This is a genomic window from Streptomyces sp. AP-93 (assembly GCF_022808175.1).
Taxonomy (GTDB): Bacteria; Actinomycetota; Actinomycetes; order Streptomycetales; family Streptomycetaceae; genus Streptomyces.
In genome coordinates, this window is sequence record NZ_JALGBX010000003.1 from 310,628 (window position 1) to 324,123 (window position 13,496).

The following is a 13,496-nucleotide window of genomic DNA, read 5'->3' on the forward strand; positions in this document are numbered from 1 at the left end:
AGCGTCAGCCGAGGGCGGGGACCGGCTGGGGCGGGGTCGGACCGGTGTAGCGGGCGGCCGGCCGGATGATCTTCGAGTCGGCGGCCTGCTCCAGGACGTTCGCGCTCCAGCCGACCACCCGGGCCGCGCAGAAGGTCGGCGTGAACATCTCGCGCGGCAGCCCGCACAGCTCCATGACCACGCCCGCGTAGAACTCCACGTTGGTGTGCAGTTCCCGGCCCGGCTTGAGCTCGGCGAGGATCTCCTCGACGTGCCGCTCGACCTCCACGGCGAAGTCCACGAGCGGGCCGCCGAACTGCAGGGCGATCCCGCGCAGCATCCGCGAGCGCGGGTCCTCGGTGCGGTAGACGGGGTGTCCGAAGCCCATGATCCGGTCTCCCGCGAGGACTCGCTCGCGGATCCAGGGGTCGATCCGGTCCGCCGTACCGATGGCGTCCAGGGTGTCCAGGGCCCTGCTGGGGGCGCCGCCGTGCAGCGGGCCGGAGAGCGCGCCGATCGCCCCGGTGAGGCAGGCCGCGACGTCGGCGCCGGTGGAGGCGATCACGCGGGCGGTGAAGGTGGAGGCGTTGAAGCCGTGGTCGATCGTGGAGATCAGGTACCGCTCGACCGCGCGGGCCCTGACCGGCTCGGGTTCTCCTCCGGTCAGCATGTAGAGGTAGTTGGCGGCGTACGGGAGGTCGTCCCGCGGCTCCACCGGTTCCAGGCCGTGGCCGAGCCGGTACAGGGCGGTGAGCAGGGTCGGTACGGCGGCGCAGGCGGCCAGTGCGTCGGCGGCCCGGCGTTCGGGGGTCAGGTCGTAGACCGGGCGGAAGCCGGCGGAGGCGCCGAGCAGCGAGAGCGCCGTGCGCAGTCCGGCGAGCGGGCCGGAGAGGGCGGTGGCGCGGGCCAGGGCGGGCAGGGCGTCCCGCACCTCGGCGGGGAGCCTGCGCAGCGGGGCGATCTCGGCCGCGAAGGCGGCCCGTTCGGCGGCGTCGGCGGGTAGGGCCCCGCGGAACATCAGGTGCCACACGTCCTCGAAGGTGCGGGTCCCGGCGAGCTCGACGGCGGAGTACTGGCGGTAGTGGTAGAAGCCCTCACGGCCTCGGACGTCACCGAGCTGGGTCTCGGTGACCACGACTCCCGCGAGTCCGCGGGGGCTTTCGGCGGGTCCGGGTGCGGGTGCGGGTGCGACGGTGGTGTTCATGGATCGACCATCCACGATGACTCAATCACTGTCAATGTTGATCGACTCAACATATGTAGGGTGTGTGTCATGAACGACGAGCCCGGTGAGCGAAGGATCGGCACCCAGGAGGCGGCCCGGCTGCTGGGGGTGAAGCCCGCGACCGTGTACGCGTACGTCAGCCGCGGCCAGCTCACGAGCCGCCGCGACCCGGTCGGACGCGGCAGCAGTTTCGACGCGCGCGAGGTGGAGGCCCTGGCCCGGCGCAGCCGGCGCGAGGCGGCGGGGCCCTCCGGCGCCGCCGCCTCCGCCGGGGAGCTCTCCGTACGCACCGCGCTCACCCTCATCGAGGCCGACCGGTACTACTTCCGCGGCGTGGACGCCGTGGAGCTGGCCTCGCGGTACCGCTACGAGGAGGTCGCCGAGTGGCTCTGGACGGGGACCCTGGTGCGCGGGGCCCGGTTCACCGCTCCCCCGGAGTCCCTCGCCGCGGCCCGGCGGGCGGTCGCCGCGCTGCCCGAGCACAGCGGTCCGATCGACCGGCTGCGGGTGGCCGTCGCCGCCGCGGCGGTCGCGGACCCGCTGCGCTTCGACCTGTCCGGGCCGTCCGTACTGGGCTCCGCGCGCTCCCTGATCCCCACCCTGGTCGGCGCCCTGCCCGAGGTGGGCCCGGCGCAGTGGGGCGGGGACGGCCGCCTCTCCCGGCAGCTGTGGCCCCGGCTCTCCGCCCTGGACCCCGATCCGGACGCGCTGGCCGTGCTGGACCTGGCCCTGGCCCTGCTGACCGACCACGATCTGGCCGCCTCGACCCTGGCCGTACGGGTGGCCGCGTCGGCGCGCGCGCATCCGTACGCGGTGGTCTCGGCCGGGCTCGGGGCGCTCGAAGGCCCCCTGCACGGCGCGGCCGGGCGGCTCGCGCACCGGATGCTCGTGGAGGTGCTGGAGCGGGGCGGCGCGGCCCCGGTGGTGGCGGAGTACCTGCGGGCCGGGCGCCGGGTGCCCGGGCTCGGGCACCGGCTGTACGCGGCCGAGGATCCGCGGGCGACGGCGCTGTTCGCGCGGCTGGAGCCGCTGGCGCAGGCCGGTCCGGCGCTGGGTGCGGCGCGCGAGGTGGCAGGGGTGATGGCCCGGCACGGCGGCGGCCTGTACCCCAACGTGGACCTGGCGCTGGCGGTGCTGACGGTCTCCTGCGGGATGGCCCCGGAAGCCGGGGAGACCGTCTTCGCGGTGGCCCGTACGGCCGGGTGGATCGCGCACGCCCTGGAGGAGTACGAGGAGCGCCCGCTGCGGATGCGACCGAGCGGGCAGTACCACGGGCCCCGCCCGCCACAGCCGTTGCCGTGACGGGCGGGATGGCCGTTTGGTTGGTTGGGGCGGTCCGGCTGCGGCGTCAGGTCCGCAGCCAGACCGCCGTGTCCTGCCCGAGCAGCCCGTCCGCATCCAGGGCGGAGCTGCTCAGCAGGAGGCTCGTGTGGGCCGGCAGCGGGACCGGCTCCGGGGACAGGTTGGCCACGCAGACCAGTCCGTCGGGGCGGCTGAAGGCGAGCACCCCGGCCGGCGCGGGCAGCCAGTCCAGCGATCCGCCGCCGAAGCCGGCCGCGGCGCGGCGCAGCCGCAGGGCCGTCCGGTAGAGGGTGAGCATCGAGGCCGGGTCCCCGTCCTGCCGGTCCGCGGCGTACTGCGGCCAGCTCGCCGGCTGGGGCAGCCAGGGCTCGTTCCAGGGCTCGGCGGTCCACGGCAGCGGGACCCTGCACCCGTCCCGTCCGGGGTCGGTGCCACCGGACCGGAAGTGCATGGGGTCCTGGATCCGGCCGAGCGGGATGTCGGCCTCCGGAAGCCCCAGTTCCTCGCCCTGGTACACGTAGACGGCGCCGGGCAGGGCGAGGGTCAGCAGCGCGGCGGCGCGGGCCCGGCGGGTGCCCAGCGCCAGGTCGGCGGGGGTCCCGAAGGCCTTGGTGGCGAAGTCGAAGCCGGTGTCGGCGCGCCCGTAGCGGGTGACCGTACGGGTCACGTCGTGGTTGCACAGCACCCAGGTGGCGGGGGCTCCGACGGGGGCGTGCTCGGCGAGGGTCTCCTCGATGGAGGTGCGCAGCCGGCCGGCGTCCCACGGGCAGCTGAGGAAGGAGAAGTTGAAGGCGGTGTGCAGCTCGTCGGGGCGCAGGTAGCGGGCGAAGCGCTCGGAGTCCGGCAGCCAGACCTCGCCGACGAAGATGGCCCCGTACTCGTCGGCGATGGCCCGCCACGAGCGGTAGACGGTGTGCAGGTCGTCGCGGTCGATGTACGGGTGGACCTCGCCGGGCCACGGCTCGGGCGGGCGGCCGGCCAGGTCGGGCAGGGCCGGGTCCTTGGCGAGCAGGGCGGCGGAGTCGATCCGTACGCCGGAGACTCCGCGTTCGAACCAGAACCGCAGGACTTCCTCGTGTTCCCGGCGGACGGCGGGGTGGTCCCAGTTGAGGTCGGGCTGCTCGGGGGTGAAGAGGTGCAGGTACCACTCCCCGTCCGGTACCCGCGTCCAGGTGGCCGCTCCGTTGAACTGCGAGGGCCAGTCGCCCGGCGGCAGTTCGCCGTTCTCGCCGCGGCCGGGCCGGAAGTGGAAGAGCTCCCGCTCGGGGCTGCCGGGGCCGGCGGCGAGGGCGGCCTTGAACCAGGCGTGCTGGTCGGACACGTGGTTCGGGACGATGTCGACAATGGTGCGGATGCCCAGCTCTCGGGCTTCGGCGATGAGCTTCTCGGCTTCGGCGAGGGTGCCGAAGGCGGGGTCGATGGTGCGGTAGTCGGCGACGTCGTAGCCGCCGTCGGCGAGCGGGGAGAGGTACCAGGGGGTGAACCACAGGGCGTCGACGCCCAGTTCGGCGAGGTAGGGGAGGCGGGCCCGGACGCCCACCAGGTCACCGGTGCCGTCCCCATCGCCGTCGGCGAAGCTCCGTACGTACACCTGGTAGATGGCGGCCGAGCGCCACCAGTCGGAGGCGTTTTCGGGCAGGGGAAAGCCAGCCACGGAGGGGTCCTTTCACTGCGGTCTTTTCACTGCGGTCTTTCACAGAGGGCGGCCGGGCAGGGCGGCGGTGCGGGGTGGTGCTCACCCCTTGAGGGAGCCTGCCGTCAGGCCGCTCATGATGTTGCGCTGGAAGATCAGGAAGATGATGAGCGTGGGCGCCGAGGCCATCGCGAGCGCGGCGACGAGATGGTTCTCGGGCACTCCCCTGGCGAGCGAGTAGATGCCGACGTTGAGCGTCTGCAGGGCCGGGTCGGGGAGGGTGAGCATGGGCCAGAGGAAGTCTTTCCAGACTCCGACGATGGCGAAGATCGACACGACGCCGAGGACGGGCCGGGACATCGGCAGGACCACGGAGCGCAGGGTGTGCAGGGAGGAGGATCCGTCGATGGCGGCGGCATCGAGGATCTCGCCGGGGATGGAGTCGAAGAATCGTTTCAGAAGGAAGATGTTGAAGGCGTTCGTGACCGAGGGCAGCCAGATCACCCAGGGCGTGTTGAGCAGGTTCCGTTCGATGAGCGGCATGTCCAGGACCGTGAGGTACTGCGGGACGACGAGGACGGTGGCCGGGATCATCAGCGTCGCCAGCATCATGCCGAGGACGGCCTTGCCGAAGACCGGGCGGAGCTTGGACAGCGAGTAGGCGGCGGCCACGTCCAGGACGAGCTGGAAGGCCAGGGCGCCGAAGGCGTAGTAGAGGGTGTTGAACAGCAGTCTGGCGAGGTCCATGACCTTCCAGGCCGCCGAGTAGTTCGCGGCGTGCAGGGAGTCCGGCACCACGGTCGGCGGGACCTGGGTGAACTCCGCGGTGCTCTTGAGGCCATTGACGACCATCCAGTAGAGGGGCCCGAGGAAGACGACCGTGAAGCCGATCACGACCACGGCCAGGGCGGTCCAGTAGGCGATCTTGCCCCGGGTGCGGCCGAGCTGGGCCGGCGATATGAGCGTGCGCTCTGACATGTGAGGTGCTCCCGTCAGTTCTCGTTGTCGCGGCTCAGCCGGACGTACACGGCGGAGAAGCCGGCGAGCAGGACGAGCAGGCACAGGCCCAGGGCCGCGGCGCCGCCGTACTGGTTGAAGCTGAAGGCGTACTGGTAGATGAGGACGACGACGGTGGTGGTCGATCCTTCGGGGCCGGCGCCGCCCGTGAGCATGAACGGTTCGACGAACACCTGCATCGTCGCGATGATCTGCATGAGCAGCATCAGCGAGAGGATGAGCTTGGTCTGCGGGATCGTGACGTGCCAGATCTTGCGCAGCAGCCCGGCTCCGTCGAGCTCCGCCGCTTCGTAGAGCTCCCCGGGGACGCCCTGGAGGGCTGCCAGGTAGATCAGGGTCGCGCCGCCCATGTTCATCCAGGTGGAAGCGATGACTACGGAGAGCATCGCGGTATCGGTGGATTGCAGCCAGTCTTGCGCCGGCAAGTGCAGGAATTCCAGAATCCTGTTGAAGACCCCGTAACCGGGGTCGTAGAAGTACTTGAAGAGCAGGATCGAGGCCACCGGCGGCATCATCACCGGGAGGTAGACCAGCAGGCGCAAGTAACCCTGCGCGTGCCGGAATTCGTTGAGCACGATCGAGACCACGAACGGGACGGCGAAGCCGAGGACCAGCGCGAGCCCGCTGAAGAGCAGGGTGTTGCGCCAGGCCTGCCAGAACGCCGGGTCGTTGAAGACGTAGCGGAAATTGTCCCAGCCGACCCAGTGGACGGCTCCGCCCTCGGTCTTCTGGAAGGCCAGCAGGAACTCCCGGACCATCGGGTACCAGGAGAAGAAGGAGAAGCAGAGGACGGCGCCGATCAGAAAGCCGTGGGCCGAGAGGTTCCGCTTGAACGCCCGGGTGAATTCCTCGCGGGAGGTACCGGACAGGGTGGGAGCCGACATCGCCGCTCGCTCCTTGGTGGGTGGGTCGTCGCCATCGATGTGCGGGGTACGGGGCCTGCGGGCGGGTCCGGGCCGGGGAGGCCGCCCGGACCTCCCCCGGCCAAGACGCGCCCCGGGACCGCTACTGGTTGGCCAGTACCTGGTTGACGGCCTTCTCGGCTTCCGCGAGGAGCTGCGCCGAGTCGGCGTCCTTGTTGGTCAGGACTCCCGACATCACCTTGTCGAGGACCTTGTAGACCTCCTGGGCCTTCGCCGGCTCGGCCTTGCCGGCCACCGGGTTGTCCAGGAAGGACTTGAAGTTGGCGACCGGCATCGTGGCGCTGGCGGCCTTGAGCTCGTCGTCCTTGGCCTTGCTGGCGCCGGTGAAGAAGGCGGGCTGCGGAAGCCCGACCGGCAGGCCGTCGGCCTTGGAACGGTCGTACTGGAACTGCCCCTTGCCGACGGAGAGGGTCTTGAAGTTCAGCCAGGCGATCGCGGCCTTGACCTTGTCCGGCGAGCTGCCCTTCTTGATCATGTATCCGTTGCCGCCGGCCAGCGTCGCGGCGCCGCCGGGGATGGGGCCCATGCCGAAGTTCTCGTACTTGCCGGCGAGCTGCTGGACCATGTAGGTGATGTCGTCGGGCGCGGCGAGGAACATGCCGAGCTTGTCCGAGGCCATCTGCTTCTGCAGGTCACCCCACTTGAGCAGCTGGGTCTTGCCCATGCTGTCGTCCTCCCAGCGCATGGCGTGGAGGTTGTCCACGAGCTGCTTGCCGGTCGGGTTGTTGAAGGCCGCCTTGCCGTCGGCTCCGACGACGTCGCCGCCCATGCCGTACATCGCGGCCGTGAAGTGCCAGCCGCCGGTGTTCTCGACGCTGTACTCGCCGTAGCCGGCGGTGCCGTTGCCGAGTGCCGCGATCTTCTTGGCGGCCGCGCGGACCTCGTCCCAGGTGCGCGGGGGCTGGTCGGGGTTGAGGCCCGCCTGCTGGAAGAGCTTGCGGTTGATCAGAAGGCCCATCGTGTAGTTGCTGGTGGGCAGCCCGTAGAGCTTGCCATCCTGCTTCAGGGTGTTGACGACGTTCTTGTCGATGTCGTCGATGCCCGGAACGGTCTTGGCCCTGACGTACGCCGAGATGTCCTCGGCGCCGTCGTTGTCCAGGACCTGCTTGAGGTCGGTGAAGTAGGCGTAGAAGACGTCCGGCTGGGACTTGGCCTTGAGCATCGCCGTGAACCGCGGGGGCTCCAGGCACTGGCCGGGGGTGGAGCGGCCGTCGATCGTGACGTTCGGGTAGGTCTTGTTGAACCCCGCCACGTCCTCCTTCCACTGCTTGAGCTCGGCGGCCTTCGCCGCCGGCGGCATGCAGTCGATGGAGAGGGTGACCTTGGTCTTCGGGTCGAGCGGCGCGGAGGCGTCCGTGGAACCGCCGGACGGCTGGTTCTTGGTGTCGTCCCCGCTGCTGCTCGTGCCACAGGCCGCGAGGGCGGTGACGGCGAGCGCCGAGACGAGGGCGGTCGCGGTGGTGCGGCGGATGTTGGTTCTCATCGGTGGTCCCCTTCGAGCATCGAGCAGGAGGCTTGGGGCGTGTAAGGAGGCGAGCGCGGCACACTCAACCACCACCTACAGATGAACGCAATATCTCGCGCAGATTTCGCAAGAGATTGGCAGCAGAGCGCCGGACGGCTCGGATGGGGAACGCAAAACAGGGCCCCGAAACGTCAGCGGGACGTTTCGGGGCCCTGTGGCTGGGGGCCGGACTCGGTGGGAGCCCGGCGGGGCGCTACGCCGGACGGGGGCGCGGCACCTGCGCGGTGGAGCCCCGCACGACGAGCTCGGGCTCGAAGAGCAGCTCTCCGGGCTGTACGGCGGCCCCCTGGATCTGCGCGGTGAGCAGCTCCACGGCAGCCCGGCCCATGGCCTCGATGGGCTGCCGGACAGTGGTCAGCGGGGGCTCGGTGCAGTTCATGAAGGCCGAGTCGTCGTACCCGACGACGGAGACCTCGCGGGGCACGTCCAGCCCGCGGCGGCGGGCCGCCCGGATGGCCCCCAGGGCCAGGGGATCGCTCGCGCAGATGATGCCGGTCACCCCGCGGTCCAGCAGCCTCGAGGTGGCCGCGTGGCCGCCCTCAAGGGAGAACAGCGCCCGCTCCACGTGTGCGGCGGGCAGCTCGGTGCCGGCCGCCGCGGCGACCGCCTGGGCGGCCACCAGCTTGCGCAGGGAGGGGATGTGGTCGGGCGGGCCCAGCACCAGGCCGATGCGCTCGTGGCCGAGGGAGGCCAAGTGGCGCCAGGCCTGTTCGACCGCGACGGCGTCGTCGCAGGAGACGCACGGGAAGCCGAGGTCCTCTATCGAGGCGTTGATGAGCACCACCGGGACCTTGCGGTCGTGGAGCAGCCGGTAGTGCTCGTGCGGGGCGTCGGCCTGCGCGAAGAGCCCGCCGGCGAAGACGACGCCGGACACCTGCTGCTGGAGCAGGAGCTCGACGTAGTCGGCCTCGGAGACCCCGCCGGTGGTCTGCGTGCAGAGCACCGGGGTCAGCCCCTGCTGGGCCAGCGCGCCGCCGATCACCTCGGCGAAGGCCGGGAAGATCGGGTTCTGGAGTTCCGGCAGGACCAGGCCGACCAGCCGGGCGCGTTCGCCGCGCAGCTGGGTGGGGCGCTCGTAGCCGAGGACGTCCAGGGCGGTGAGCACGGACTGGCGGGTCGCCTCCGAGACACCCGGCTTGCCGTTGAGCACCCGGCTGACCGTTGCCTCGCTGACCCCCACCTTCTTCGCCACTTGAGCAAGTCGTCGCGTCATGAGCGCAAGAGTAGCGCAAACAATGCAAGTTCCTTGCAGTTCGATTACGGCCAGTTTGGCCCATCGGAAACCGGCGCGGAACCCCCCGCGCCCCACCGGTCCCATCGGGCCCCGGGGCGGCGAGCGGCGGGGCACCCCGAAGGGATGCCCCGCCGCCCTCGTGCCCTGCGGTACGCCGCCCGCTACGGCAGCTGGTTGATCCTGAACGTCGAGGTCGTGTTCCGCACGTCCACGGCGTTGTCGCTCATCCGCAGGTTGTGGAACGTGACCTCACCGACCGCCGGGCCCTGTCCCGCCTCGGGCATCTCGTTGGCCCAGAGACCGAAGCCGGACTTGGCGTCGAAGGCGTCACCGCTCTTCTTCGCCCCCGTGATGGTGATGTCGCGCAGGATGGTGTCCTTGATGGGATTGACCGGCTGGCCTCCGATGTACTGCGTCTGGAACATGATTCCGCTGTACGTCGGATCGACAATGTCCACGTTGTTGATGCGGATTCCCTGGAACACCTTGGACGCGGAGAAGATCCAGATTCCCGGGAAGGTCTGCGCCCCCCAGAAATGGCCTCCGGCCCGGACGATCGAGATGTTCTCGAAGAGCGTCGGGTCGGTCCCGAATCCGTTCATCGGATACCCGAAGTCCAGCGAGCTGATGGTGATGCCCGAGTAGACGAGGATGTCGGCGATGTAGATGTTGCGGAAGGTGTTGTTGAAGCCGCCGTAGACGGCGACACCGGCCGCGCGCCAGGTGAGGATCGCGCTCAGGTTCTCGTAGACGTTGTTCTTCATGTCCGCGCCGCCCGCGTCGATCGCGGAGAACAGCGCGAAGCTGTCGTCACCCGTGGAACGCGCCTCGATGTTGGTCACGAGGTTGTCCGTGCTGCCGTTGGTCATGTTGATGCCGTCGGCGAAGGTGTCGCGGATCCGCGAGTTCTTGATGGTGATCCGGTCGGTGTTGGCGCCCCAGTAGAGGCACACCTGGTGTTCGTTCCAGATGTTGTCGATGGTCATGTCGGTCACGTTGGAGAAGTCGAAGACCTTGCCCGGACCGTCGATGCGCGAGGTGTAGTTGCCGAAGTAGGCGAAGCCCGTGAAGGACGAGCCCTTCGCGGTGCCCTCCGCGCGCCAGCCGTTGTCGGTGTTGTCCTGCGAGGACGGGGCGTGGAAGCGGGTGAACCACGGTCCGGCTCCGACGACCTGCACGGCCTTCCCGTACACCTGGAACTTGCTCGCCGTGCCGTAGTCGCCCGGCGGCAGGTAGACGCCCACGAGCTTGCCCGTGGTGTCCATGCGGACCTTGTCCAGGGCGTTCTGCACGTCCTGGTGGGTGAAACCGGCGGGCACCGTGTAGGTCGCCGGGTCGGGGTTGGGGATCACCGCGGCCTGTTCCAGGCTCACGAAGTCGATCGCGTAGGTGGTGGTGTTCGCCGCGTCCTTCTGGAGGCGGATCTTGCTGCCCTGCGGGACGGTCTCGCCGAGGAGGATGTTGGCCTCGTCGTAGATGTGCCGCGGGGCTCCGGCGCTCGGCGCGTTGCCCGGCCCGGCCTCGGCCCCGTAGAGCCAGGCGTACTTCGAGGTCAGCGGCAGGGCCTTCTTGAGGACGCCGTTGACGTAGACGTTGATGGTGGAGTCGATGCCGCCACCGCTCGGGGCGTCCGGGATGGAGAAGCGGGTGACCAGGGTGTTGGTCGGGGCGCGGGTGGTGAACTCGACGTACTCGCCCGTCGCGTCCAGATTCACGGCCTTGCGGCCCGAGGCCTCGCCGGCGATGTCGCCGACGGTCCGGTTGGGGCCGACGACGGCCGCGCCGCCGCCGACCACGCCGTCCTCCGCCTCGTAGGTGTCGTAGGGCATGTTCGCCCCGCGGCCGACGAAGAAGGGCTTGGTGGAGGTGTTGTTGGCGCGCTTGACCGGCAGTTCGTTGGCGTCGTCGGCGAGGACCACCTTGACGGTGTACTTGCCGTTGGCCGCCGTCCAGCTGCCGAGCGCGATCGGCGGCGAGGAGGCACCGGCCGCGAGCGCGCCGCTGAAGGATCCCGTCAGGGTACGGACGGTGGCGCCGCCCGCGTCCTGCAGGGTGAGGGTGACGTTGTGGGTGCCCGCGGCGGCGGCCACGGTGCCCTGGTTCTTGACCGTGACGGAGAAGTCCACGGACTGGCCGGCGGACGGGGCGCTCGGCGACCACCCGACGGACGAGGCCACCAGGTCCGAGCTGTCGACGGGGCGGACCACCAGCGGAGATCCGGTGAGGCTGTTGTTGGTGTCGTTCTGCTCGATGACCGTGTTCGCCTCGTCGACGATCGCACTCAGCGGGTAGCTGCCCGCGTCCCGCGGGCCGATGCCGGCCGTGACGGTGGCCGTGGCGCCGGCGGCCAGCGCGGGCACGTTGGCGGAGGCGATCTTCGAGCCGCCGAGCTGGAAGGAGACGGAGGTCGCCGGCGCCGGGGCCGGGCCGCTGTTCTTGACGGTGGCGGACAGGGCGACGGAGTCCGACTCGACCGGCGTGGCCGGGCTGGCGCTCACGGCGGTGACCTGGAGATCCGGGTTGGGCGCCGCGACGCCGATGACCTGGAACTCGGCGATCTGGCCGTTGGAGGAGCCGGTGTTGGAGGTGAAGCGCAGCTGCACGTCCGCGACCCGGGCGTTCACCGGGATGGTGACGGTGTTGGAGCCGGAGGCCGGGTTGAAGACGTAGTCCTTGGCGGCCACCAGGCCGGTGACGCCCGAGGCGCTCTGTTCGCGGCCGAGGACCTGGATGTTCTGGGTGCGGGTGCCCCAGCTGCTGTCCGGGTTGAGCTTGAGGACCAGGCGGTCGACGTCGGCGTTGGAGCCGAGCTTGACGGTCAGCGTGCTCGGGTAGGCGCCGCCCGCGCCCTCCCAGTAGGTGGCGGTGCTGTTGTCGTTGGCGTTCTCCGCGACGAAGGTGTGGATCACGGAGGAGCCCTCGATGGGCTTGCCGACGGCCAGGTTGGAGCCGCCTGTCCCTCCGCTGCCGTTGCGGGTCACGGAGTTGCTGTCGCCGGAGCGGTTGCCCGCCGCGTCCTTGGCCCGGACGAAGTAGCTCACGGTGGCGGTGGCCGGCTGTGTGTCCGTGTGGGTGGTGACGTTGCCCGCGACCGTGGTGAGCAGCACGTTGTTGGCGAAGACCTCGTACCCGCTGACGCCGACGTTGTCGGTGGAGGCCTGCCAGGCCAGCTTGATCTGGCCGGAGGCCGGCTCGGTGAAGGCCAGGGCCGCCGGGGCGGTCGGGGCCTGGGTGTCGCCTGTGTCGCCGACGCGGGTGACGCTGTTGCTGTTCGCCGACTGGTTGCCGGCCGCGTCCTTGGCCCGGACGTAGTAGGTCACGCTCGCGGAGGCGGGCTGGGTGTCGGTGTAGGTGGTGACGTTGCCCGCGACGCTGGTGCGCAGCTGGTTGTTGGCGTAGACGTCGTAACCGGTGACGCCCGTGTTGTCGGTGGCGGCGTTCCAGGTCAGCTTGATCTGGCCGGTCGCGGGCTCGGTGTAGGCGAGCGCCGTCGGGGCGGTCGGGGCCTGGGTGTCGCCGGTCGTCGGGCCGTAGACCTCCAGCTCGGAGAGCTGCCCGCCGGGCTGCACGGAGTTGGCCGATATCCACACCCGCACGTAGCGGGTGGTGGTGGCGTCGAAGGTGACGGTCACCGCGTTGGCGCCGGCGGCGTTGAACTCGTACGTCTTGGACGCCGTCAGGTCGGTGTGGTCCGTGCCGTTGGCGCTGCCCTGGATCTTGAGGGTCTGGGTGCGGGCGCCCCAGTTCTCGGGCAGCTTGAGGACCACGCGGTCCACGCGGACCGAGGAACCCAGGTCGGCCTGGAGCCACTGGGGCATGGCGTTGTTGACGCTCTCCCAGTAGCTGGCGGCGTTGCCGTCGCCGGCATTGCCCGGCACGTAGACCTGGGTGTTGCTGCTCGCGGTGAAGGTCTTGCCGAGGGCCAGGTTGGTCCCGGAGTCACCCGGGGCGCGGACCTCCAGCTCGGAGAGCTGGGCGGCCTGCCACCCGGTGTTGGCGGTGATGTCGATCCGCACGTACCGGGCCTGGGTGGCCGGGAAACCGATGGTGACCACGTTTCCGGCGCCCTGGCCGAAGGTGTACGTCGCCGAGCTCACCAGGGTGCTGAAGCTGGTGCCGTCGGCGCTGCCCTGGACGGACAGGGTCTGGTTGCGGCTCTCCCAGGAGGCGGGGAGCTTGAGCACCACCTGGTCGACGCGGGTGGTGGCTCCGAGGTCGGTCTGCACCCATTGCGGGAAGGTGCTGCCGGCGCTCTCCCAGTACGAGGACTGGTTGCCGTCGGTGACGTTGCCGGCGGTGTAGCCGCCGTTGGTACTGCTCGCCGTGGCGGGCCTGCCCGCCGAGACGCTCGGTCCGCCGGCGGCCACGGCGGTGAGAGCGGGCCAGCCCAGCATCAGCAGGGCCGTGCTGATCAAGGCGGCCAGGGTCCGCCATCTCCAGTTGTGCCTTCTCATATGTCCTCGTCCCTCGACATGAACTTTCTGAACCATGGGAGATAGGAATTTGCAGGGTGCCGTGCGAGAGTTGCAGAGCTTTGACGAGTCGTCTACATCTCTGACCGCACTTTCATGCCGTCATCTCTTGCGCAAGCTGGGCGCAAATAACGCAAGCCATTTGCGTGAGAGACCCACATTCCACTTACGCCCGAATCGCCCTAC

The 13,496-nt window shown here is 70.1% G+C and carries 8 protein-coding genes; 1 reads left to right on the forward strand and 7 read right to left on the reverse strand.

Going from position 1 to position 13,496, the window contains the following annotated elements:
- Positions 1-4: 4 nt before the first annotated feature.
- Complete coding sequence (locus tag MTF69_RS07280; protein WP_243331727.1) at positions 5-1,183, reverse strand: citrate synthase; 1,179 nt, start codon at positions 1,181-1,183, stop codon at positions 5-7.
- 69 nt (positions 1,184-1,252) lie between these two features.
- Here MTF69_RS07280 and MTF69_RS07285 point away from each other — a divergent pair, with 69 nt between their 5' ends.
- The gene (locus MTF69_RS07285; protein WP_243331728.1) at positions 1,253-2,506 is read left to right on the forward strand and encodes a citrate synthase; all 1,254 of its coding nucleotides are present in this window, start codon (positions 1,253-1,255) and stop codon (positions 2,504-2,506) included.
- Between the two features lie 46 nt (positions 2,507-2,552).
- Here the strand turns inward: MTF69_RS07285 and MTF69_RS07290 are convergent, their stop codons facing one another.
- The 6 genes from MTF69_RS07290 to MTF69_RS07315 form a co-directional block, all read right to left on the reverse strand.
- Complete coding sequence (locus MTF69_RS07290) at positions 2,553-4,160, reverse strand: alpha-amylase family glycosyl hydrolase (protein WP_243331729.1); 1,608 nt, start codon at positions 4,158-4,160, stop codon at positions 2,553-2,555.
- A gap of 81 nt (positions 4,161-4,241) precedes the next feature.
- Positions 4,242-5,117 carry a carbohydrate ABC transporter permease gene (locus tag MTF69_RS07295; protein ID WP_243331730.1) on the reverse strand — a complete coding sequence of 292 codons (876 nt, stop codon included), beginning with the start codon at positions 5,115-5,117 and terminating at the stop codon, positions 4,242-4,244.
- A 14-nt stretch (positions 5,118-5,131) separates the two neighbouring features.
- Positions 5,132-6,040, reverse strand: coding sequence for a carbohydrate ABC transporter permease (locus MTF69_RS07300; RefSeq protein WP_243331731.1), 909 nt, complete (start codon positions 6,038-6,040; stop codon positions 5,132-5,134).
- A gap of 121 nt (positions 6,041-6,161) precedes the next feature.
- Complete coding sequence (locus MTF69_RS07305; RefSeq protein ID WP_243331732.1) at positions 6,162-7,562, reverse strand: ABC transporter substrate-binding protein; 1,401 nt, start codon at positions 7,560-7,562, stop codon at positions 6,162-6,164.
- Between the two features lie 235 nt (positions 7,563-7,797).
- On the reverse strand, positions 7,798-8,817 hold the full coding sequence (locus tag MTF69_RS07310; protein WP_243331733.1) for a LacI family DNA-binding transcriptional regulator: 1,020 nt from the start codon (positions 8,815-8,817) through the stop codon (positions 7,798-7,800).
- A 182-nt stretch (positions 8,818-8,999) separates the two neighbouring features.
- A complete protein-coding gene (locus MTF69_RS07315) occupies positions 9,000-13,292 on the reverse strand; it encodes a discoidin domain-containing protein (protein WP_243331735.1) in 4,293 nt (1,430 codons plus the stop codon).
- Positions 13,293-13,496: the final 204 nt, after the last annotated feature.

Bases quoted from the DNA above. Each gene is read 5' to 3' on its own strand.
- MTF69_RS07280 (WP_243331727.1), bottom strand. From the start codon at position 1,183: ATGAACACCACCGTCGCACCCGCACCCGCACCCGGACCCGCCGAAAGC.
- MTF69_RS07285 (WP_243331728.1), top strand. From the start codon at position 1,253: ATGAACGACGAGCCCGGTGAGCGAAGGATCGGCACCCAGGAGGCGGCC.
- MTF69_RS07295 (WP_243331730.1), bottom strand. From the start codon at position 5,117: ATGTCAGAGCGCACGCTCATATCGCCGGCCCAGCTCGGCCGCACCCGG.
- MTF69_RS07300 (WP_243331731.1), bottom strand. From the start codon at position 6,040: ATGTCGGCTCCCACCCTGTCCGGTACCTCCCGCGAGGAATTCACCCGG.
- MTF69_RS07305 (WP_243331732.1), bottom strand. From the start codon at position 7,562: ATGAGAACCAACATCCGCCGCACCACCGCGACCGCCCTCGTCTCGGCG.
- MTF69_RS07310 (WP_243331733.1), bottom strand. From the start codon at position 8,817: ATGACGCGACGACTTGCTCAAGTGGCGAAGAAGGTGGGGGTCAGCGAG.
- MTF69_RS07315 (WP_243331735.1), bottom strand. From the start codon at position 13,292: ATGAGAAGGCACAACTGGAGATGGCGGACCCTGGCCGCCTTGATCAGC.